The sequence below is a fragment of the Amycolatopsis sp. cmx-11-12 genome (assembly GCF_046269425.1).
In the GTDB taxonomy this organism is placed as follows: Bacteria; Actinomycetota; Actinomycetes; order Mycobacteriales; family Pseudonocardiaceae; genus Amycolatopsis.
This window is the reverse complement of the sequence record NZ_JADNQM010000018.1, coordinates 104825-125992: the sequence shown is the minus strand read 5'-3', so window position 1 is coordinate 125992 and position 21168 is coordinate 104825. Positions and strand designations below refer to the sequence as shown.

The following is a 21168-nucleotide window of genomic DNA, read 5'->3' as shown; positions in this document are numbered from 1 at the left end:
GCTCTTCACCGCAAGTAGGTGACTAATTGCGAGCTGTCAGGCGAGCCCGGCGAGTGACTTGTCGACGAGTTCCTGGACGCGGGCCCTGGCGGCCTCGGCATCGGGGGCGACCAGGCTGAGCCGGGTGCGGCGCTCCAGGACGTCCTCGACGTCGAGCGCGCCCTCGTGCCGCACCGCCCAGACGACCTCGGCCGCGCTGATCTCGGACCCGTCGAACAGAGGAAGGCCCAGTTCCGGATCGACCTCGCCGAGTGCCGCGATCTTGGGCGCTTCGGTGCCGTACTTCGCGACCAGCCGGGCGGGAGCATCCACAGTGGACAGACGACTCCGCTGGGTCGCGCCCAGCAGGGGAAGCCGGGACGTGGTCGACGGCCCGGCGTGGAGCCCGGACCGTTTCAACGCGGCGTCGACGGCGTCCTCTGCCATCTTCCGGTACGTCGTCAGCTTGCCGCCGACGATGGTGAGCACGCCGTCGGCACCGGTCACCACCGCGTGTTTGCGCGAGAGATCCGCGCTCCTTCCGCCGTCGCCTTCGACCAGCGGCCGCAGCCCGGCGAACGAACCGGCGACGTCGGCGCGGGTCAGCTGGCGGGTGAACGCCGTCGATGCCACGTCGAGCAGGAAGTCCACATCGGACTCCGGCACGGTCGGCACACGCGGGACCGGGCCGTCGGTCGGCTCGTCGGTGACCCCGACGAACACGCGACCGTCGGGTTGCGGCAACAGGAAGACGAACCGGTTGTTCTCACCGGGGACGGGCACGTTGACCGACGTCGCGCCGATCCGCGCCGCACCCGAAGCCAGGATGAGATGGGAACCGCGGGACGGCCGCAGCCGCACCGATTCCGCCAGTTCGCCTGCCCAGACGCCCGTCGCGTTGATCACCTGACCGGCGCGGATCTCCACTTCCTGCCCGGTGAGCCGGTCCCTGGCCAGCACCGAACCCGCGTCGAGCCGGAGCGCCTCGAGTCTCGTCAGGATCTTCGCGCCGCGTGACGCCGCCGTGCGCGCCAGGCTCACCACGAGCCGCGCGTCGTCGGTCAGTGCGCCGTCGTAAGCCAGCAGCGCGCCACGTAAGCCTTGGGGGGTCAGACCGGGCGCGAGCGCCAGCGCCTCCGCGGCCGGGATCGACCTCGGCCGGGGCAGCACCGATGCCGGGGTCCCGGCCGCGCGGCGGAGACCGTCACCGGCGACGAGTCCGGTCATGATGAACGCCTGCTGGCCGCGGGAGGTCTCGCGGTACATGGGGAACAGCTGCGGGATCGCCCTGGTGAGATGCGGCGCGGTGCGCGTCATGAGGATCCCGCGTTCGACCGCGCTTTCGTGCGCCAGTGCCAGATCGCCCTTGGCGAGGTAGCGAAGCCCACCGTGGACCAGCTTGCTGGACCAGCGCGACGTCCCGTACGCCAGGTCGTACGCCTCGATCAGGGCCACCGACAGGCCGCGCGCGGCCGCGTCCAGTGCGATCCCGGCGCCGGTGACCCCGCCACCGACCACCGCCAGGTCGACCCGCTCACCGCCAGCCAGTGCCGCGAGTTCCCGCTCGCGGCGCAGGGCGTTGAGTGAGCCCGGCGTCACGGCCGCAACGCCGCGTCGAGCACGTGGGCGAACTCCGTCATCAGCTGCTTCTCGTTCACGTCCGCGGTGGCGGGGCGGTAGGAGAAGGCGAAGGACTGGATGAGCAGCAACAGGGTGCGCGCCTGTGAAGGCAGGTCGCCCTTGCGGATCGAGCCGTCTTCGTGGCCCGACCGCAGCAGGTGCAGGATCACGCCCTCGGCGAAGCGCTGGGTCTGCCCGAGCCGTTCGACGATGTAGGGCAGGACGAGTTCGGGGTCGAGGTCCAGCAGCGTGCGGAACAGCGGATCGCCCGACAGCGCGGCAACGGCGGCGGACGAACTCCGCACGAGCTTTTCGCGGAAGTTGGCCGGTTCGTCGTCCGGCTCGGCGGCGCCTTGCAGCAGCCCGCCGAATTCACGGGTCATGAGGGTCGCGAGCACACTGCGCACGTCCGGGAACCGGCGGTAGACGGTCATCCGGCTAACCTTCGCGGTCCGCGCTATCTCCGCGAGCGTGGTCCGCCTCACGCCGACGGCGAGAACGCACTTCTTCGCCGCGTCGAGCAGAACGTCGTCGGACACACGCGTGGAGGCCTGGCGGGATCGGGTATCCGCCAGTGCCGAAACGCCTGTTTCCGCAGGTGAGTGACGTTGTGCGTCCATATGTAACACTGTAGTCGTGACAGAGCTTATTGACCACCGGTTAAGACGATCCTGGACGCCTGAAGCCGGTGACGCGGCCCACCTTCCGGCGAAGGCGCTGCGGTGGCTCGTCCAGCGTATCGGCCCGTTGGGCCCGGCGGCGCCGTTCGCGCCGGATTCGGCACTGCCCGTTCCCGATTCGGCGCTCGGCGAACAGTCGAAACGTGACCTCGAGGAGCTCGTCGGCGCCGAGCACGTCCTGGTGATCCAGGCGGAGCGGCTCGCGCGGGCGAGCGGCCTGTCCTATTTGGACCTGCTGCGTCGACGGGGGTTCGGTGACTTTCCGGTGCCGGACGCCGTCGTCTTGCCAGGGAATCCCGACGAAGTCCAGTCGGTGCTGGAAATCTGCGCACAGCACGACGTCGGCGTCGTCCCGTTCGGCGGCGGGACGTCGGTCGTCGGCGGGGTTTCGGCACTGCGCGGCGACAAGGCCGCGGTGATCGCGCTCGACCTCACCAGACTCGGCGACCTGGTCTCCGTCGACCAGGTGTCCCGGATCGCGGTCCTGCAAGCGGGCGTCACCGGCCCGGAGGCCGACCGGCTGCTCGCCGCGCACGGTTTCACTCTCGGGCACGTTCCGCAGTCCTACGAACGCGCCACCATCGGCGGATTCGCCGCGACCCGGTCGGCCGGGCAGGCCTCGTCGGGGTACGGCCGGTTCGAGGACATGGTTTCGGGCGTCCGGCTCGCGACCCCGCGCGGTGAGTGGAAACTCGGTGTCGCGCCGGCGTCTGCGGCCGGGCCCGACCTCCGGCACCTCGCGGTCGGCAGCGAAGGCGCGCTCGGCGTCATCACCGAGGTCGCCCTCCGGGTCCGGCCGGTTCCGGAAGTGCGCCGCTACGAAGGCTACGTCGTCGACGGTTGGGAGAACGGCACCGCGGCGGTGCGCGAACTCGCCCAGCGGCACGCGCTCGCGGACATCACGCGACTGTCCGATGTGGACGAAAGCGAGGTTTCGCTGGCACTCAACGACAGTTGGAAGACCAAGGCACTGCGCCGGTACCTCCGGGCGCGCGGGGTTTCGAAACCCTGCTTGCTGATCGTCGGCTGGGAAGGAGCGTCGAAACGCGAGGTCGCGCGGCGCCGTCAGGACACCACAAGGGTGCTGGAGCCGTTCGGCGCCGTCCGGATCGGACGGACACTCGGCGAATCCTGGCGCCGCGGCCGGTTTTCCGGACCGCGTCAGCGGGATGCCCTGATGGACAACGGCGTCTGTGTCGAGACCTTGGAAACGGCCGCCTATTGGTCGGAACTGAGCGACCTGCGCGACGCCGTGCGCGCCGCGCTCACCGCCACGCTCGGCCGGGCCATCATCATGTGTCACGTCTCGCACGCCTACGAAACGGGCGCGTCGCTGTACTTCACCGTGCTCACCGCGCGCGACGAGGCCGACCCGGTCGGCCAGTGGCGGCGGGCGAAGGCGGCGGCGTCGGAGGCGATCACCGGGATCGGCACCATCTCGCACCACCACGCCGTCGGCGTCGACCACGCGCCTTATCTGGCGAGGGAAATCGGCGAGATCGGCGTCGAAGTGTTGAGGGCGGCGAAGAAAGCCGTCGACCCGGCCGGGATCCTCAATCCCGGGAAGCTTCTTTGACCAGGCTCCCGGCGTCGACCAGTGTGCAGTCCAGGCCGTGCGTCTCGGCGGGGATCCCCTCCAGTGCCGCGGCCCGGCGCTGTTCGAGGTCGGCGACGCGGATGTGCCTGCCGTCCACGAGGATCGGCAGCCGGATGTCCGCCGCGCCGACGTACGCCACCACGTCGTCGAGCACGGTGCCGTCGTCGAGGGTGATGGCCGGGGCGGTCAGCCGCACCAGGCGGTAGCGGCGGCCGTTGCCCTCGCATTCGTCGAGTACGGCCAGCTGCTCGGGCGAGGCGAACCAGACGGAGTGTTCCTCGACGATTCCCGGGGCCGCGGCGAGGGTCGCGGGCCGCTGCCCGTCCCGGAACCGCAGACCGGACGCCCACACCGCGGCGAGGTCGGTGCAGCGCGCGTGACAGACGACGACCGGACCCGTCAGGCCCATGTTCTCCCGCATCCAGGTGATCTTGGACGGGCACGCGTTCGAGCCGTAGGCGAGCACGGCCTGGCGTTCGCGCCAGCCCTCCGGCGCGGTGTCGAGGCTGTGCCCGGCGCCGTCGAAATGGACGAACGAATGACCCGGCCGCGCTCCCGGATACGGGTCGGCGGGGAAATCGGTGTCGGTGAAGAGTTTCACCACGTCACCACACTGCGGAGGACGTCACCTTGGTGCATACGCCCGAAGGCCTGCTCGACGCCGTCGAGCGCGATCCGCTCGGTGACGAACTTGTCGAGCGGCAGCCTGCCCTGGAGGTAGAGGTCGATCAGCATCGGGAAATCGCGTGAGGGCAGGCAATCGCCGTACCACGACGACTTGAGCGAGCCGCCGCGCGAGAAGAAGTCGATCAGCGGCAGGTCCAGCCGCATGTCCGGGGTCGGGACGCCGACGAGCACGACCGTGCCCGCGAGATCGCGGCCGTAGAAGGCCTGCCGCCACGTTTCGGGCCTGCCGACCGCGTCGATCACGACGTCCGCGCCGAACGAATCGGTGAACTCCTGGATCGCCTCGACGACCTGGTCTTCGCTGAGCCCCTTGCTGTTCAGTGTGTGCGTGGCACCGAAGTCCTTGGCCCAGGCCAGTTTCCGGTCGTCGGTGTCGACGGCGATGATGGTCTTCGCGCCGGCGAGGTTCGCCCCGGCGATGGCAGCGTCGCCGACACCGCCACAGCCGATGACCGCGACGGAGTCGCCGCGGCTCACCGCGCCGGTGTTCAGCGCCGCGCCGAGACCGGCCATCACCCCGCAGCCGAGCAACCCGGCGACCGCCGGTTCGGCGGCGGGGTCGACCTTCGTGCATTGTCCACTGTGGACGAGCGTTTTTTCGAGGAACGCGCCGACGCCCAGTGCCGGAGACAGAGCGGTGCCGTCGGCCAGTGTCATCGGCCGGGCGGCGTTGAAGGTGGAGAAGCAGTACCACGGCTTGCCCCGGCGGCAGGCCCGGCAGGTGCCGCAGACCGCGCGCCAGTTCAGGATCACGTAGTCGCCCGGTTCGAGGTCCGTGACGCCGTCGCCCACGGCCTCCACGAACCCGGCGGCCTCGTGGCCGAGCAGGAACGGGAACTCGTCGTTGATCCCGCCCTCGCGGTAATGCAGGTCGGTATGGCAGACGCCGCACGCCTTGACCGAGACGACGGCCTCGCCGGGCCCGGGATCGGGCACCGTCACGGACTCCAGCGAGACCGGTTCACCCTTGGCGCGGGAAACGACGCCCTGGACCTCGTACGGCATGCTTACCTCCGAGTCGGTTCTAGGCAGCTTGCCACGGAACCAGCCCGGGTCGCGACATCCGCTCGGGTGCGGTATCGGTTCAGTGCCCCGGCGTGATGATGTAGGCGACCCCGCCCGGAGCGCCCGAGACCCCGCCCGTGGTGTTGTACCGCTTGGTGCGCTGCCAGATCGTTTCGAACTGGTGTCGCTTGTAGACATTTCGGACCTGGTCGTTGCTGTTGGCGGCCGGGTCGTTCGCGATCACGTCACCGTCCTTCGTGAAGCCGACGACGACCATGATGTGCCCGGCGGTGCCGTAGCCCGCACCGTCGAGTTCCTCGGCCTTGAACGACTGCGACGTGATCACCGGGATGCCGCGCGCGATGTAGTTCTCGAGTTCGTTCAAGGAGTGCAAACGGGTGATGTGCCCACGCAGTCCGAGTGAAGCGGCGTACGCGGTGTTGAACGGCCAGTTGCCGGTTCCGTCGTAAGCGTGATCGAAGGTGTAGCGGGCGGCGTACGCGACGGTCGGATCGACGTAACCCTCCGGGATCCACGTCATGTCCTCGCGCTTGGGCCGTTTGCCCCAGTACTCGGCGACCATTTCGGTGGACGTCGGGCTGCACCAGCTCTCGCCGCCACCGCCGTACTCGGGGAACTGTCCTTTGTGGAGGTTCTGGGCGTAGGCGGGCACCTTGAGTTCGATCCCGGTGGCGCGGCCCGGTTTCGTCGCCTGGACCTCGAACCGGTCCGGGACCAGCGACGTCATCGCGCCGAGCGAGGTCACCGACGGTGTGGCACGGGAACCGGCTTCGCGGTACAGGCTGATCCGCAGTTGATACGACCGGAGCGCGACGCCGGCCTTCATGACCAGCGTGTCGACGTCGACCGCGGCGTTGGCGTCGCTCTGGCCGTCGACGCTGGTGCGCTTGATGTCGGCGTCCCCGCTGGCCCACCGGCCCATGACGTACCAGGCCGTCTCGGCGCCCGACGAGGTGCGGCCCTTCGCCTCGATCTTGAGCCAGGTCTTGGCCGGTGTCTTCGCGTTCCACGAGGCGACCAGCTGGGAGGCGTCGAAGCCCTGAGTGTGGCTCCTCGACGTCCATTGGCCGTATTCGTAGGTCTTCGTGGTGCCGAGCGCGGGTTCGGTGTGTTCGATGGTGCCGATCGGGCGGTCGATACGCAGTTCACCGTGGTGGAGGTCGAGCCCTTCGAGCCTGCCGTCGCGGAAACCGCGCTGACCGGACCATTCGTGGTAGTCGATCGACTCGTCGTCCGGCTTGCCGGGGCTCGCCTCCACCGTCTGTGCCGTCACCGCGGTCATTGTCGCGATCGTCAGCAGCGTGACCAGCCCTCGTATGCGCATCCCGGCTCCATCCTCCGTGTCCACCCAGTAGGCAAGGGATTTTCGCCGGTCGCGCGAGGTATGTAAACAGTTGGCTACAAGACGGCTTGAGTCTGTGTCACTTTCGCGACCAGCTCCTGCGTTTCGTCCTCTAGTTGCGGTACTTGCCGTGCGCAACTACCGCAACTAGAGGACTAGTTGCGGGAGGGGTTAGGCGAGGGGGTTCGGTAACAGCAGTTCGGTGTTCTGGTCTTGGGCGGTGCCGACGGCGGTGAGCGAAGCGTGGATGTCGTTGTACGAAAGTTCGCGGTACAGCGACGCAAGCGCTTGCGTCGAGGTGTCCGAGTACGGAGCCTCGTACGGGGCTTCGGCTTCGATCAGGGTCGTGAACAGTGACAGCGTGCCGTCGGCGTTGTCGGCGACCTCGATGATCCGCGCGTGCTGCGGGAAGTCGATATGCGACGCGGTGTTGATCTCCCAGAAGCCTTGCTTCGCCGTCTTGCCGACGTGCGGGGTGATCTTGTTGCGGTGCGTGTGCCCGTTGACCCACGCCAGCACGTTCGGGAACCGGTGCAGCAGCGAGACGAACGTGTCGCCGTTGAGCCGCAATTCCAGCGGATGCCGCGCGTCCGGGAGCACGTTGCCCATGGAATCGCTGGTGTGGTGGCTGAACAGGATGAACAGCTCATCCGTCACGTTCTGCGTGACCTTGCGGCCGAAGAAGTCGTAGTACGTCGAGCTGTTGCGCTTGAGCGTGTTCTCCACCCAGGTGAACTGCCCGAGCCCGATCGACCCGTCCGCGAGCCCGGCCATCGTCGTGGTGTCGAGGCTGATGCCGACGACGCCCGGCGCGATCCGGAAGGTGTAGTACACGTTCCGCCCGTCGGCGTTGTTCCCGCTGAACCCGTGCCCCACCGGGCCGGGGCCGGTGTTGGCCGCGTCGAGGTGGTGCTGGACGAACTCCGCGGTGCTGAACGGCCGCCGTCGCGCGTCGGGGGTGATCTCGCGGATCGTGCCCGAGCCGCCGAACAGCTCCGTGATCGGCACGCCGGACCCGGCGTCGATAGCCTTCGCGAGCTTCCTCGACGTCGTCTCGTCCTTGCCGATCACCTTGAACCGGCCGGTGTACCAGGCGTCCATCCCCGGCAGGTCCGGCACCGTGCCGACGATGCTGTCGTCGTGGTTGCCGAACGTGCAGAACCACGGGACGTCGAGACCCGGCGACGTGAACGTGTTCGAAGCCGCGCCGAGCAGGCCGGGCAGCTGAGGGAAACCCTTCTTCGTGTAGGCGTCGTCCAGCGTCTTGCCGGGGTTCCAGTAGTGCGAGGACCCCGACGTCTGGACGCCTTCGTGCGCGTTCGGGTCGCCAGAGGTCGGGTTCACCGTGCCGCCGTTGAGCACCTTGAGGAACCATTCGAGCTCGATCAGCTCGTGGTTGTCGGTGTTGTCGCCGGTGGTGACCATGAAGTCGATCGCCCGCCCGGTGAACGGACCAGCCTTGAGACTGTTCACCCGCTCCACCAGCGCCGTCGTCGCGACCGGGCCGAGGGTCTCCTGCGGCCGGTGCGCCGAGCCGACGAACGGGTGCAGGTACTCGAACCGCGCCGGGCTTTCGGCGTCGGTGAAGTGCAGGTCGGTGAACTGTGCGAACGAGGCCATCGCGCGGCGCCGGTCGTCGCGGCCGGACTTCGGCGCGGCGAGATCGCCTCGGACCACGAGCGGCCAGCCGGGGCCCGCGGTCAGCCGGGTGTAGCCCGGGCCGCTCTTCATCGGCGCCGCCGCGGATTCCAGCGTGGTGCCCGCGGTGCGCACCGCCCGGCTCGCGGTGCGCGCCAGTGCCCGGTCGAGCGCGTTGGCGGTCGGGGTGCACAGCAGCAGGCCGACGCCGACGGCGCCTGCCGCGGTGAAGGTGCGCCTGGAGATGTCGGACATGGCGGTGCCCCTACTCGTCGCGGGTGGGTGTCGCGGAAGGACGATGCCGGACGACGTTAGCCGTGGGGTGAACGCCAGAAAAGGGTAATGCGAAAATTTGTCACGTTCGGCCGAACGCTCTAGCGGCCGCGGTCGTTAAGCTTGCTGCTCGGCGAGTGAGGAGGTGGCCCCGGTGGGTGCTTCGGCTTGGTCTGTCCGCGGCCGGTTCGACGGTGACCCGGAAGCGGCGCTGGACGCGATGAAGGCACGCGTCTTCGAGGAGGGCGACTACCTCTGGGAAGAGGACGAACTCGGCCGCCCGGATTCGGTCGAGGAGCTCTACGAGGTGGAGAGCGTCCAGGAGTCCGGGACCCATTCGGTGCTCGACGTCCACGAGTTCATCAGTGCCACGGGAGAGGACGACTTCGGCACGATCCGGCCCTTGACCGACGCCGAACTCCTCATCGCCTTCGGTACCGAGGAGCCGTCCGTCGCCGGCTTCGATGAACTCGACAAGGCCGGGCGGCTGCCGTACGAACGCCGTCCGCGCTGGAGCGCGAACTGCGCGCTGCTCTACGAGGACGACGTCGCCGTCGAACTGGCGATCTGGGGCGTTTCCGGCGACTAAGCCGCCAGGCGACCCAGTTCCGCTTTGACGGCCTCGACCGCGGCCTTCGTCTCTGCGGCCGGGTCGGCGCCGTCGCGGACGATCCGGCCGAGCGCGTCGACGAGCGCGGTGTTCGCCGTCGCTGTCCACAGTGGACCGGCGGCGCGGCCGTTCTCCTTGACCAGCCGGGCGGCGTCGGTGCTGGGGGCGAGCTTGTCGAGCACGCTCAGGCGCGCGGGCAGATGGAAGCCGAACTTGGTGGCGAACTCCTGCTGGAAGTCGGTGCGCTCCAGCCACAGCCACTTGACGAAGTCCTTGGCGGCGTTGGGGTTCAGGCTCTTGGAATGCACCATCGCGCTCATCCCGCTGACCGGGACGGACGGCGCGCCCGCCGCGTCGAGCCGGGGGAAGGCCAGGACACCGAAGTCGTCCTTCATGGTGTCCTGGATCTTCGGCAGGTTCCACAGCCAGGTCCACTGCATGGCGGTGAGCCCGTCGATGAACGGGATCGGGTCCGCCCAGTCCGTCGAAGCACCCAGCAGCAGCGAACCGTTGAGGTCACGCAGTTTCGCGAACACCGTCGCGGCGCGGGGATCGTCGAAGCCGACGGACTTGCCGTCCTTGACGTAGTCGAGGCCCGCGGCCCACAGCAGCGGACCGGCGAGCGCGGCCGCCCCGGCGTCGTTGCCCGCGAACAGTCCTTTGACACCGTCCTTGGAGAGTTTCCTTGCCGCGTCGACGAGTTCGTCGAGCGTCTGCGGCGGCTGCACGCCGGCCTCTTGCAGGAAACTCTTGCGATAGAAGAGGACCTGGGTGTCGAGTGCCTGCGGGATCCCGTACGTCTTGCCGTCGACGGTCTGTGCCGCGAGGACCGATTGGTTGAAGTCCCCGCGCACGGGCCCGATGACGTCGTCGAGCGGGACGAGCAGATTCTGCCGGACGCGGTCCAGGGTGACCTGGCCTTCGAAGACGTCCGGGACCGGGCCCGCCTGGAGCGCGGCGGCGAGTTTCGTCTCGTAGTCGTCGGGATTCCACTGCACCGCGACCTTGGACTTCTGGTACGCGGCCGCGTAGCGCGTGACGGCTTCCTGGACACCCGCTTCGGGGTACGGGTGGTACCACTGCGCGAGGTCCACCGGCTTCGGTTTCGGCCGGGTCACCCCGGCGGAGTAAGCCGTCGACGGGGCCGGCTTTCCTGAATGGACGGTGTTCGACCCGCAGGCGGAGAGCGCGGCCGTCCCCGCCATCGCGAGGAACGCGCGCCTGCTTGTCTTACGCACCAACAAAACCCTTCCGTGAAGGTCATCTTGAGGGACAGCGTCCCTCAAGATGACCTTCACGGAAGGGCAGGCGCGCGGGAGATTAACCCGTTAGAGCTGACTGATGTCGAGTTTTCCCTCGGAGTGGAACGCCCGCAGCCGCTTCTTGTCGAACTTGCCGACACTGGTCTTGGGGACTTCGTCCACAAAGGTCCAATTCTCCGGAAGCTGCCACTTCGCGACCTTGTCGGACAAGAACTCGCGCAGTTCTTCGGCTGTCACGGTCTGGCCCTCCTTGAGCACGACGGCGACCAGCGGGCGCTCGTCCCACTTCTCGTCGGGGATGCCGACCACGGCCGCCTCGGCCACCGCGGGATGCGCCATCACCTGGTTTTCGAGGTCCACCGAGGAGATCCACTCGCCGCCGGACTTGATGACGTCCTTCGCGCGGTCGGTGAGCGTGAGATAGCCGTCGGGGCTGATCTTGCCGACGTCGCCGGTGCGCAGCCAGCCGTCGTGGAACTTCTCCGGGTCGGGCTCGTCACCGGTGGTGCCGCTGTAGTACGACGCCGCGATCCACGGGCCCTGCACCTCGAGTTCGCCGACGCTTTCGTTGTCCCACGGCAGTTCCTCGCCGTTGTCGCCGATCAGCCTGGCGCTGACGGACGCCGGGAACCGGCCCTGGGTGTAGCGGTACTCCCACGCCTTCTCACCGGTGGCGGCGGCGGGCGGCCGCGCGACGCTGCCCAGCGGCGAGGTCTCGGTCATGCCCCAGGCGTGCAGGATCGGCACGTCGTAGCGGTCCTCGAACGCGTGCATCAGCGACGGCGGCGCGGCCGAGCCGCCGACGACGACCTCGCGCAGGTGCGAGATGTCCTGCGGGTTCGCGTCGAGGTGCGAGAGCAGGCCCTGCCAGATCGTCGGGACGGCCCCGGCGAAGGTCGGCTTCTCGACGTCGAGCATCTGCGCGATCGGGGCGGGCTGGAGGAACCGGTCCGGCATCAGCAGCGACGCGCCGACCATCAGCGCCGAGTACGGCATGCCCCAGGCCATCGCGTGGAACATCGGGACGATCGCGAGGGCCTTGTCGTGCTGGGCCAGCCGCATGCTGTCGCTCATGGTGACCTGCATCGAGTGCAGCCAGATCGACCGGTGGGAGTACGCGACGCCCTTCGGATCACCCGTGGTACCCGAGGTGTAACACATCGCGGCGGCCGAGCGCTCGTCCACCTCGGGCCAGTCGAAGGTGTCCGGCTGGCCGGCCAGCAGTTCGGCGTAGGAGTGCACCTGGACGCCGTCGGGCGCGGGAAGGGTGGAGGCGTCGCCGTTGGCCACGATGACGTGACGCACGGTCTTCAGTTCGGGGAGCTGCTTCGCGAGCAGCGGGACCAGCGTGCCGTCGACGATGACGACCTGGTCCTCGGCGTGGTTGGCGACGAAGACCAGCTGCTCGGGGAAGAGCCGGATGTTCAGCGTGTGCAGCACCGCGCCCATGGCGGGGATGGCCAGGTACGCGGCCATGTGCTCGGCGTTGTTCCACATGAAGGTGCCGACGCGCTGGTCGCCGGTGATGCCCAGGCTCCGGAGGGCGTTGGCGAGCCGCGCGGCGTGCTTGCCGAGCTCACCGTAGGTCTCACGACGGGCTTCTGAACCGGTCCAGGTGATGACTTCGCTCTCGGAGTGCACCTTGGTGCCGTGGCGGAGCAGCCTGCCCAGTGACAGCTGTCCGTCCTGCATCGTGCTCAACATCGTGTACTCCCGTGGTGCTCGTTCTCCGGTGAACTGGGGTTGGGCCGACTCTAATGCGGGTCGGGTGAACTGGTCAGTAACGTCGCGGGCAACTGTTCGGTCACAGTGTCGCGCTAACGGGTGGCCGCCGGTTCGGGTCAAGATCATCAATAATTCGTTTTTTTCCTGCCATGAAACGAAAAATGACTAACAGTGCGAAGTCGCGGCATCGCTCATAAGGGTGATGAACGCCATCGAATCGCCGCCCGAAAGGCGTGTTTCCGCAGGCTGGGGCGGGTTGCCCATGGCGTGGTCGAGGGGTAATAAGTGCGTGTCGGTTTCACGGTCGCGGAACGGGTGGCGTTTACTGGGGCCGTGGTACAGAGACGGCTGGCCAGCGCTTGCTCTCGCAAGCATGGGTAAAGGCCGTCGGCCGCGAAAGCGGAGACCTGAGATGAAAGGACTACTACGTTGGCTCTGCCCACGTTGACTCCGGAGCAGCGCGCCGATGCCCTCGCCAAGGCGGCTGAGGCTCGCAAGGCGCGCTCCGAGCTGCTTGCGTCGATCAAGTCCGGCAAGGAGAGCATCGACAAGGTGCTCAAGCAGGCCAAGGAGAACAAGACCATCGGCAAGACGAAGGTCACGCAGCTGCTGAAGGCCGTCCCCGGCCTGGGCGCGGTCAAGGTCGCCGCCCTGCTGGAGCAGGCCGGCATCGACCCGGACCGGCGCGCCGCCGGCCTGGGTGAGCGGCAGCGCGAGGCCCTCCTCGAGGCGCTGAAGTAACGCTTCCGCCCAGGTCACGGGCTGACCAGGGGAAGGTGTTGCCTGAGAGGCTGTTGCCCGGGCAACACTTTCCCCTGGTCTCAGCCGGAGCCTGGGACGCTGGTGGGGTGACGACCAGTACCGCACCAGCGACCCCGGCAGACCTGGCCGCCCGCTACGAGCGGGGAGACTTCCTCCTGGCCACGGCTCGGCACGCGCTCCTCGCGAGCGGTGTCGCGGCCACCGCGACCGACACCGATCCGGCGCGGCTGTCCCGGGCACTCCCGGGGCTGTTCACCGGCTCGGGTGCTCCGATCGCGGTCGGAGTGCTGCCCTTCGACACTGGTGAGGGCACTTCGACGCCGAGCCACCTGGTTCTGCCTCGTTCGGTGCACCGCGCGTCGTCCGATCGCGCGGCCGTCCCGCCGCGCACCGCGCTTCCGCAGCCGGTGAAGGTCACTTCCGTGCCCGAACCGGCGGCGCATCTCGCCGCCGTCCGCGCGGCCGTCTCGGCGCTGAGCGACCGGGACCTGCGCAAAGTCGTCCTGGCCCGCGCGCTCGATCTCGACTTCGCCGAGGCCGTCCCGGTCGCCGACGTCGTCCGGAACCTGGCGAACGGCAACCCCCGGCACACCACCTACGCCGCGCAGTTGCCCGGCGGGCGCACGCTCGTCGGCGCCACCCCCGAACTCCTGCTGTCCCGCACCGGCGGTTCGGTGCTGTCCCGGCCGCATGCCGGGTCGATGCCCCGGTCGGCGGACCCGGCGATCGACAAGGCCAATGGTGAGGCCCTGCTGGCGTCCGAAAAGGACCACCTCGAACACGCCGTGGTGGTGGAGTCCGTCGTCGAGATCCTGCGGCCGTTCTGCCGCACCCTCGACGTCCGCGGCCCCGAACTGGTCTCGACGCCGGCGATCTGGCACCTCTCGACGACCGTCACCGGCGAGCTGATCGACTCCGGCGTCACCGCGCTGGACCTCGCCGCCGCGCTGCACCCGACGCCCGCCGTCTGCGGCACCCCGACCGGCGCCGCGCGCTCGCTGGTCCAGGAACTGGAGCCGTTCGACCGCGCGTACTACGCGGGCGCCGTCGGCTGGGTCGACGCGGCCGGAGACGGCGAATGGGCCGTCGGGATCCGGTGCGCGGAGATCGCCGACACCTCCATGCGGCTGTACGCGGGCGGAGGCATCGTGCCCGCCTCCGATCCGCAGACCGAACTGGACGAGACGTCGGCGAAGTTCCGCACCCTGCTGGCCGCCATGGGCCTGGAGATCTAGAGGGCCACGAAGTCTTCGGTGACCGAGATTTCGTCGGTCGTCAGCAGTGCGACGGCCGCCCGGTAGCCCTCGGTCGCCTTCAGGTCCACGAGCCGCGTCCGTGCCGGGTCGAGGGCCGTGTCGCCCGAGCGGACCAGCCTCGCCTCCTCGTCGTACCCGGAGAACGTGATGCTCTGGAGCGGGATCTTGAGGCCCTTCCCGGTGGCCTTCATGACCGCTTCCTTGCGCGTCCAGTAGGTGAAGAACGCCGCCGTGCGCTGCTCGGCGAGCAGACCGGAGACCGCGGCCTGCTCCGCCGGGCTCAGCGCGTACTCGATGAGCGAGTCGTCGGCCCGCCTCGTGGCGGTCTCGACGTCGAGCCCGACCGGGGTCCCGGCGGTGGCCGCGACGCCGATGAGGTCGCCGGAATGCGAGATCGACAGCATCAGCGCCGCGCCGGGCACCCTGGGACGGCCGTGCGGTTTGCCGCAGTCGTCGCAGGTCGCGTCGAAGCTCACGTCCTCGACCGCAAGGCCGAGCCGCTCGGCGGCGACGGTCTTCGCCAGCACTCGGCCGGTCAGGAACCGGCGTTTGTCGATGTCCTGGCGGTAGTTGTCGTACCGGCCTCGCTCCACCTCGTCGAGCAAGGCCAGGAACCGGGGTTCAGCGGACAGGGGCGGGGACCAGCGGACCGCACATTCGATCACACCTCCTTTTTACCCGATTCAGCATGTTCATCGAGCAAAGTCGCTTCGTCGAACGGCGACTGGCCGCTCAGTGTCCGGTCCAGCTGCTCTCGGTCGATCTCCTTGGTCCAAGTGCCGATCAGCACGGTGGCGACGGCGTTGCCCGCGAAGTTCGTCAGCGCGCGGGCCTCGGACATGAACCGGTCGATGCCGACGATGAACCCGACACCGTCCACCAGTTCCGGCCGGTGCGACTGGAGGCCGCCCGCCAGCGTCGCGAGCCCGGCTCCGGTGACGCCCGCCGCGCCCTTGGACGCGATGATCATGAACACCAGCAGGGAGATCTGCTCGCCGATGGTCAGCGGTTTGTCGAGCGCGTCGGCGATGAAGATGGACGCCATCGTCAGGTAGATCGCGGTGCCGTCGAGGTTGAACGAGTACCCGGTCGGCACGGTGATGCCCACCACGGGTTTAGAGACGCCGGCGTGTTCCATCTTCGCGATCAGCCGCGGCAGCGCCGATTCCGACGACGACGTCGACAGGATCAGCAGGAACTCGCGGCCGAGGTACTTCAGCAGTTTGAAGATGTTGACCCTGGCCAGCAGGCCGAGGATCAGCCCGAGCACCACGAACACGAACAGCGCGCAGGTGATGTAGAAGCCGAGCATGATCACCGCGAGGCTCTGCAACGCCTTCCAGCCGGTCTCACCGACGACGGCGGCGATCGCGCCGAACGCGCCGATCGGGGCCGCCCACATGATCATCGCGAGGATCCGGAACACGAGCCGCTGGATGTGCTCGATGCCGCGGCGGATCGGCTCGCCCTTCGCGCCCAGCTTCTGGAGCGCGAACCCGGCGAGCAGCGCGACCAGCAGCGTCTGGAGCACCTCGCCCTCGGTGAACGCCGAGACCAGCGTCTTCGGGATGATCCCGAGCAGGAATTCGACGGTGCCTTCGCTCTTGGCGATCTGGCCCTGGCCCTTTTCGGCGATCTCCGGGGTCAGGTGCAGGCCGGATCCGGGTTGCAGGATGTTGCCGACGACCAGGCCGATGACCAGCGCGACCGTCGACATCACCAGGAAGTAGCCGAGTGCGAGCCCGCCGACGCGGCCGACCTTCGCGGCTTTCGCCACCGAGCCGACGCCCAGCGCGATCGTGCAGAAGATGATCGGCGAGATCATCATCTTGATCAGGTTCACGAACCCGGTCCCGAGCGGCTTCAGTTCCTTGCCGAGGGCGGGGAACAGGATGCCGACCGCGATGCCGAGCGCCACTGCCACGATGACGGCGATGTAGAGGTAATGGGTCCGGTCCCGCTTCGCCGCGGGTTGTTCCGTGCTCATGGGTGCCCTTCGACGAGAAGAGAACAGGTCGCGAAAACTTATGACAACTCCTCGGCGAACGACAACCGAAGCGGTACGCTGACTAAGCGAGCGCTTAGTCAATGCCGAACAGGAGCGGGCCGACCATGGATTTCTCTCTGAGCGTCGAGGAACGCGAGGTGCGCGACTGGGTCCGCACGTTCGTCCAGCGCGACCTGATGCCGCGTGAGCAGGAGGTGCTGCGCCGCGAACGCGCCGGTCAGCCGGGTCTCACCGGCGAGGAACTGCGCGAACTGCAGCTGAAGGCCAAGGAGTCCGGCTTCTGGGGTGTGCAGACGCCCGAGGAGTACGGCGGTATGGGGCTGTCCGCGGTGATGACCGCGTTGCTGGAGGCCGAACTCGGCCGCACGTTCGTGCCGTTCCGCTTCGGCGGTGCCGCGGACAACATCCTGTACTACGCCAACGACGAGCAGAAGGAGCGCTACCTGCTCCCGACGATCTCGGGCGACCGCAAGTCGTGCTTCGCGATCACCGAACCCGGCGCGGGCTCGGACGCCAAGGCCATCCGGACCTCCGCCCGCAAGGACGGCACCGACTGGGTCATCAACGGCGAGAAGACCTTCATCACCGGTGGCAACGAGGCCGACTTCGTGATGGTCTTCGCGATCACCGACCCCGAGAAGGGCGCGAACGGCGGCGTCACCTGCTTCCTCGTCGACCGTGACGCGGGCTGGAAGTCCGAATACATCGACACCATGGGCGAATGGGGTCCGGCGGCGCTGGTCTTCGAGGACGTCCGCGTGCCCGAGACGCAGATCCTCGGCGAACTCGGCCACGGTTTCGACCTCGCCATGCAGTGGATCGGCGCCGGCCGCTACCTGCTGCCCGCCCGCGCGATCGGCTCCTGCGAACGGCTGATCTCGATGGCCATCGAGCACGCCAACACGCGGGAGACGTTCGGGCAGAAGATCGCCGAGCGCCAGGCGATCCAGTGGATGATCGCGGACTCCGGCACCGAACTGGAGGCGCTGCGCTGGCTGGTGCTGCACGCCGCCTGGCAGGTCGACCAGAAGCTGGACTCGCGGCACGCGCAGTCGATGGCGAAGCTGTACGGCGGGGTGAAGGCGAACGAGATCGTCGACCGCGTCCTGCAGATCCACGGCGGAATGGGCTACACGCGGGAACTGCCGGTCGAGCGGTGGTACCGCGAACTGCGGCTGCTGCGGATCTACGAGGGCACCGACGAGATCCAGCGCCGGACCATCGCGCGCAACCTGCTGAAGGGGCACGTCAAGGTCGGCGGCACCCTGGGCTGAGGCCTGTTATGAACGGACCTTTCATAACAAAATTTGTTATGAAAGGTCCGTTCATGACATCGGCAGGCTAGTCGTCGTCCTTCTGAGTCCGCATCGCGATCGGGACCCCGGCCAGGTCCTCCTCGTTGCAGAGAAGCTTCACGTCATAATACGGCGAACCCTTGCGGTCGTCGTAGTCGAGATGGACGGCCAGCACATCGACCGGTTCCCCGAGCCACTCCTGAGCCTGGCGTAGCCATGTCGCGCACCGTTCGAGGGCCGTGGGCAGGTCGTCGTCCCGGAATCCCACCGGGCGGTAGGGGACGTCCTGCACCTGATCACGGGGGTTCGAAGGCACCGGCAACGCCGGCGAGAGACCCGAGTCGTCCAGTTCGAGTTGGATCGTTTGCTCAGTCACCCTTCGAGCGTCCCCCAGACAAGCCTTCTGAGCAAGGCGTACTGGGTATGAGTCGCCGTTAAACGGGCACTCGCCACACTCCCGAGACCACTTCACGGCAGTTTTGCAGGTGGGCGGGCCCCAGCGGTCCAGGGCAGCCTAACGCCCGCAGCGCCAGTTCCGCGTAATGAGAGGCCAGCTGGTCGAGGGTGAGCGGCCCGCGCGGCGAATACCAGCGCGCGACCCCGCTGCACATCTCCACCAGCGCGAGCCGGGTGACCGAAGGCTGGTCGGTGTGGAAGACACCTGCCGCGACACCGTCTTCGATGGCGTCGGCCCACAGCCTTTCGTAGGCGTCGCGCAGTGCCACCACTTCGGCCCTGGCGCCGGGGGTGAGCACGTGGACCTCGTTGTCCACCACGCGGGTGTCATCCGGCTGGATGGCGTGCGCGAGGACGTGCAGCGCCACCAGGGATCCGAGCCGCGACACGGGATCGGCCAGCCCGGCGGTCGCCTGCTCGGCCGCGTCGAGCAGCCGCCGCAGCGACTCGTTCATGATGGCGACCAGCAGGTCCTCTTTGGTGCCCATGTAGTGGTACAGGCTGGCGGAGGACAGTTCCGCCTCCTGGGCGAGATCCCGGATGCCGGTGCCGTGGAACCCCTTGGTGGCGAACAGTTTCACCGCGGCCTGGCGGACCCGTTCGCGAGTGTTCACGACCCGAGGTTCTTTTTCCCGCCGAGGGTCCATGTTCAGAGCCATGTCTCGGTGGCCCTGTCCCAGGATCCGGCACGCAGGTCTCCGGCCTTCTTCAGCTCACCCTTGGCGACCCGTTCCGACGGCGTCATCGGCAGGTCGGCCGCGAAGGCCCAGAACCGGGGAACCTTGAAGTAGGCCAGTTTCGCCGAGCAGAACTCCGCCAGTTCGGCCGGTTCGCACTGGTGGCCCTCGTTTTCTTCGAGGACGAGGTACGCCTTGACCTCCTCGCCGCGGATCTCGTCCGGCACCGCGACGACGGCGGCGAGTTTGACCGCCGGATGCAGCTGCAAGGCCCGCTCGACCTCGTCGGCGGAGATGTTCTCGCCGCTGCGGCGGATCATGTCCTTGGTGCGGCCCACGTAGTACACGCGGCCCTCGTCGTCCATTGTGGCCAGATCGCCGGTGTGGAACCAGCCGCCGTCGAACGCGCGCCTTGTCGCTTCGACGTCGTCGTGATAGCCGTGCATCAGCCCGACCCCGCGGATCAGCAGCTCGCCGGTTTCCCCGCGTGGCAGGGGTTTCCCGTCCGCGTCCGCGATCATCACCTCGCGGGTGGGCGCGGGCCTGCCGAGGCAGCCGGTGCCGATCGTCTCCTCGTGATCGGCCGGGTACATCCGGATGTCGCCGCCGGTCTCGGTCATGCCGAAGGCCTCGTACCACGGCGTATCCCAGCGTGCTTCGAGCGCGGCGTGCAGGTCGCGCGGGATGGCCGAAGCGCAGATCGCGCGGACCTGGTGTGCCTTGTCCAGTGCGCTTTCCGGCTGGCGCAGCAGGAGCGTTGGCATCAGGCCGAGGCAGTAGAACCAGGTGACGCCGTGTTCGCGGACCTTCTCCCAGAACGTGGACGGGTGGAACCGGTCGAGCACCACCAGCGTCGCGCCGCCCGCCAGCCCCAGCGCGACGTTCCACTGTGGATCGATGTAGTGGAACGGTTGCGCGGTCAGGATGACGTCGTCCGCGCCGACCGTGGGGAAGTCCGTGGCCAGGCTGATCGCCAGCGTCGTCCAATACCGGTTCGGCAGTACGCAGCCCTTGGGCGCGCCCGTGGTGCCCGAGGTGTACTGGATGTTGACCGGGCGTTCGCCTTCGCTCGTGAAGGCCTGCTCGCCGCCGGGATCGGTGAGTTCGCCGGGCGTGAGCACACGTTCGAGGGAGGTCTCCGGCGCGATCTTGTTCAGCAGCTCAAGGAATTCCTCGGCCGCGACGGCGAACCTGGCACCGGAATGCCGGAGGACGTGGGCGCCGTCGAATTCGCGATACCCGGTGTTGACCGGGACGAGTACCCCGCCGATCTTGGCCAAGGCCAGCCACAGCAACGGGAACTCGGGCTGGTTGCGCAGCATCACCGCGACCCGGTCGCCCGGCTTCACACCGAGGTCCACCAGCGCGCGGGCGAACTCCGTGCTGCGCGCGTCGACGTCGGCGAAGGTGAGGCGTTCGCCGCCTGCGTCGAAGATCCACGCCGTCTTGTCCGGCCAGAGCGCGACGGCCCGGCCGGTCAGTCCGAGGAGGGTGTCGATCCCGGCGAGCGAGGTCATGTCCGGCTCCGGAACGCCTCGGCCGACGCGAGGACGGCGGCGGAGTGCTCGGTGATCAGCGCGTGGCTGACTTCGAGTTCGAGCGCGGCATCCAGCGAACTGTCGATGCCGGAATCGAGGGCGCGTTTGGCCATGGTGGCCGCGGCGGCCGGATGGGCGGCGATCCGGGCCGCCCAGTCGAGCGCGGTGTCCATCAGGTCGTCGGCGGGCAGGACGGCGTTGACCAGGCCGAGTTCATGCGCCTTGGCGCCGCTCACCCGCTCGCCCAGCAGCAGCAGTTCCTTGGCCTTCAGCGGGCCGACCAGCAGCGGCAGCAGCCGCGACGCCGCACCCGTGACGCTCAGGCCGAGCGAGACCTCGGGGAAGGCGAACACCGCGTCGTCGGCGGCGAGGATCAGGTCGCAGCCCATCGCGAACTCGGCCCCCGCGCCGATCGCGTACCCGTGGACCGCGGCGATGACGGGCTGGCGAAGCCCTCGAAGGCGGCGGGTGACGTCCTGTAGCCGGTCGAGTCGCGGGCGTGAATCACCCTCCGGGGTGGGCTCTTTGAGGTCGTGCCCGGCACAGAACGCGCGTCCCCGGCCGGCGAGCACGACCGCCCGCGCGTCCGAGTGCGCGGCCGCTTCGAGCGCCTCCAGCAGGTCGTCGACCAGTTCGGCGACCACCGCGTTGAGCCGTTCGGGGCGGTTCAGCCAGATCACGGCGATGCCGTCGTCGAGTGCGTAGTCCACGGTGCTCATGAGGCCGAGCCTAGACGA

Annotated in this window: 19 protein-coding genes; 5 read left to right on the top strand and 14 right to left on the bottom strand. The window is 68.4% G+C overall.

Features of this window, described 5'->3' with window-relative positions:
* Positions 1–36: 36 nt before the first annotated feature.
* Both ACLARN_RS24160 and ACLARN_RS24155 read right to left on the bottom strand, forming a co-directional pair.
* Positions 37–1578 carry a glycerol-3-phosphate dehydrogenase/oxidase gene (locus ACLARN_RS24160; RefSeq protein WP_409493729.1) on the bottom strand — a complete coding sequence of 514 codons (1542 nt, stop codon included), beginning with the start codon at positions 1576–1578 and terminating at the stop codon, positions 37–39.
* Positions 1575–2138, bottom strand: a complete 564-nt coding sequence (locus ACLARN_RS24155; protein ID WP_409493788.1) for a TetR/AcrR family transcriptional regulator — start codon at positions 2136–2138, stop codon at positions 1575–1577. The genes ACLARN_RS24160 and ACLARN_RS24155 overlap by 4 nt, the downstream gene beginning before the upstream one ends.
* Positions 2139–2235: 97 nt before the next feature.
* On the opposite strand from ACLARN_RS24155, the gene ACLARN_RS24150 reads away from it, so the two are divergent.
* Positions 2236–3855, top strand: a complete 1620-nt coding sequence (locus tag ACLARN_RS24150; RefSeq protein ID WP_409493728.1) for an FAD-binding oxidoreductase — start codon at positions 2236–2238, stop codon at positions 3853–3855.
* Here ACLARN_RS24150 and ACLARN_RS24145 read toward each other — a convergent pair.
* The 4 genes from ACLARN_RS24145 to ACLARN_RS24130 all read right to left on the bottom strand — a co-directional run bounded on the left by ACLARN_RS24145 (position 3833) and on the right by ACLARN_RS24130 (position 8824).
* Complete coding sequence (locus ACLARN_RS24145; protein ID WP_409493727.1) at positions 3833–4480, bottom strand: gamma-glutamylcyclotransferase family protein; 648 nt, start codon at positions 4478–4480, stop codon at positions 3833–3835. The two genes, ACLARN_RS24150 and ACLARN_RS24145, sit on opposite strands and share 23 nt — an antisense overlap.
* Complete coding sequence (locus ACLARN_RS24140; protein ID WP_409493726.1) at positions 4474–5568, bottom strand: S-(hydroxymethyl)mycothiol dehydrogenase; 1095 nt, start codon at positions 5566–5568, stop codon at positions 4474–4476. The genes ACLARN_RS24145 and ACLARN_RS24140 overlap by 7 nt, the downstream gene beginning before the upstream one ends.
* 79 nt (positions 5569–5647) lie before the next feature.
* The gene (locus tag ACLARN_RS24135; RefSeq protein ID WP_409493725.1) at positions 5648–6913 is read right to left on the bottom strand and encodes a C39 family peptidase; all 1266 of its coding nucleotides are present in this window, start codon (positions 6911–6913) and stop codon (positions 5648–5650) included.
* Positions 6914–7102: 189 nt separating this feature from the next.
* A complete protein-coding gene (locus tag ACLARN_RS24130; protein ID WP_409493724.1) occupies positions 7103–8824 on the bottom strand; it encodes a TIGR03767 family metallophosphoesterase in 1722 nt (573 codons plus the stop codon).
* A gap of 172 nt (positions 8825–8996) precedes the next feature.
* Between ACLARN_RS24130 and ACLARN_RS24125 the strand changes: the two genes are divergently transcribed.
* Complete coding sequence (locus ACLARN_RS24125) at positions 8997–9431, top strand: hypothetical protein (RefSeq protein WP_409493723.1); 435 nt, start codon at positions 8997–8999, stop codon at positions 9429–9431.
* Here ACLARN_RS24125 and ACLARN_RS24120 read toward each other — a convergent pair.
* Both ACLARN_RS24120 and ACLARN_RS24115 read right to left on the bottom strand, forming a co-directional pair.
* On the bottom strand, positions 9428–10690 hold the full coding sequence (locus ACLARN_RS24120; RefSeq protein ID WP_409493722.1) for an ABC transporter substrate-binding protein: 1263 nt from the start codon (positions 10688–10690) through the stop codon (positions 9428–9430). The genes ACLARN_RS24125 and ACLARN_RS24120 overlap by 4 nt on opposite strands.
* A 90-nt stretch (positions 10691–10780) precedes the next feature.
* Positions 10781–12418 (bottom strand): long-chain fatty acid--CoA ligase, encoded by a 1638-nt coding sequence (locus tag ACLARN_RS24115; protein ID WP_409493721.1) that lies wholly within the window; start codon positions 12416–12418, stop codon positions 10781–10783.
* 450 nt (positions 12419–12868) lie between these two features.
* Between ACLARN_RS24115 and mihF the strand changes: the two genes are divergently transcribed.
* Both mihF and ACLARN_RS24105 read left to right on the top strand, forming a co-directional pair.
* Positions 12869–13180, top strand: coding sequence for an integration host factor, actinobacterial type (gene mihF, locus ACLARN_RS24110; protein ID WP_005155963.1), 312 nt, complete (start codon positions 12869–12871; stop codon positions 13178–13180).
* Positions 13181–13287: 107 nt separating this feature from the next.
* Positions 13288–14436: an isochorismate synthase gene (locus tag ACLARN_RS24105; protein ID WP_409493720.1), complete on the top strand. Its 1149-nt coding sequence runs from the start codon at positions 13288–13290 to the stop codon at positions 14434–14436.
* Here ACLARN_RS24105 and ACLARN_RS24100 read toward each other — a convergent pair.
* Together ACLARN_RS24100 and ACLARN_RS24095 are read right to left on the bottom strand one after the other, a co-directional pair.
* Entirely contained in the window at positions 14433–15122 is a 690-nt protein-coding gene (locus ACLARN_RS24100; RefSeq protein ID WP_409493719.1) for a 4'-phosphopantetheinyl transferase family protein, read from the bottom strand. The genes ACLARN_RS24105 and ACLARN_RS24100 overlap by 4 nt on opposite strands.
* On the bottom strand, positions 15119–16444 hold the full coding sequence (locus ACLARN_RS24095; RefSeq protein ID WP_409493718.1) for a cation:dicarboxylate symporter family transporter: 1326 nt from the start codon (positions 16442–16444) through the stop codon (positions 15119–15121). The genes ACLARN_RS24100 and ACLARN_RS24095 overlap by 4 nt, the downstream gene beginning before the upstream one ends.
* Positions 16445–16569: 125 nt before the next feature.
* Between ACLARN_RS24095 and ACLARN_RS24090 the strand changes: the two genes are divergently transcribed.
* Positions 16570–17739 (top strand): acyl-CoA dehydrogenase family protein, encoded by a 1170-nt coding sequence (locus tag ACLARN_RS24090; RefSeq protein WP_409493717.1) that lies wholly within the window; start codon positions 16570–16572, stop codon positions 17737–17739.
* Between the two features lie 67 nt (positions 17740–17806).
* Here ACLARN_RS24090 and ACLARN_RS24085 read toward each other — a convergent pair whose 3' ends face one another.
* The 4 genes from ACLARN_RS24085 to ACLARN_RS24070 are packed head-to-tail and all read right to left on the bottom strand — an operon-like array spanning position 17807 to position 21150.
* Positions 17807–18136, bottom strand: coding sequence for a hypothetical protein (locus tag ACLARN_RS24085; protein ID WP_076158891.1), 330 nt, complete (start codon positions 18134–18136; stop codon positions 17807–17809).
* 58 nt (positions 18137–18194) lie between these two features.
* Positions 18195–18830: a TetR/AcrR family transcriptional regulator gene (locus tag ACLARN_RS24080; RefSeq protein WP_409493716.1), complete on the bottom strand. Its 636-nt coding sequence runs from the start codon at positions 18828–18830 to the stop codon at positions 18195–18197.
* Positions 18831–18865: 35 nt separating this feature from the next.
* A complete protein-coding gene (locus ACLARN_RS24075; protein ID WP_409493715.1) occupies positions 18866–20410 on the bottom strand; it encodes an AMP-binding protein in 1545 nt (514 codons plus the stop codon).
* Positions 20407–21150, bottom strand: coding sequence for an enoyl-CoA hydratase/isomerase family protein (locus ACLARN_RS24070; protein ID WP_409493714.1), 744 nt, complete (start codon positions 21148–21150; stop codon positions 20407–20409). The genes ACLARN_RS24075 and ACLARN_RS24070 overlap by 4 nt, the downstream gene beginning before the upstream one ends.
* Positions 21151–21168: the final 18 nt, after the last annotated feature.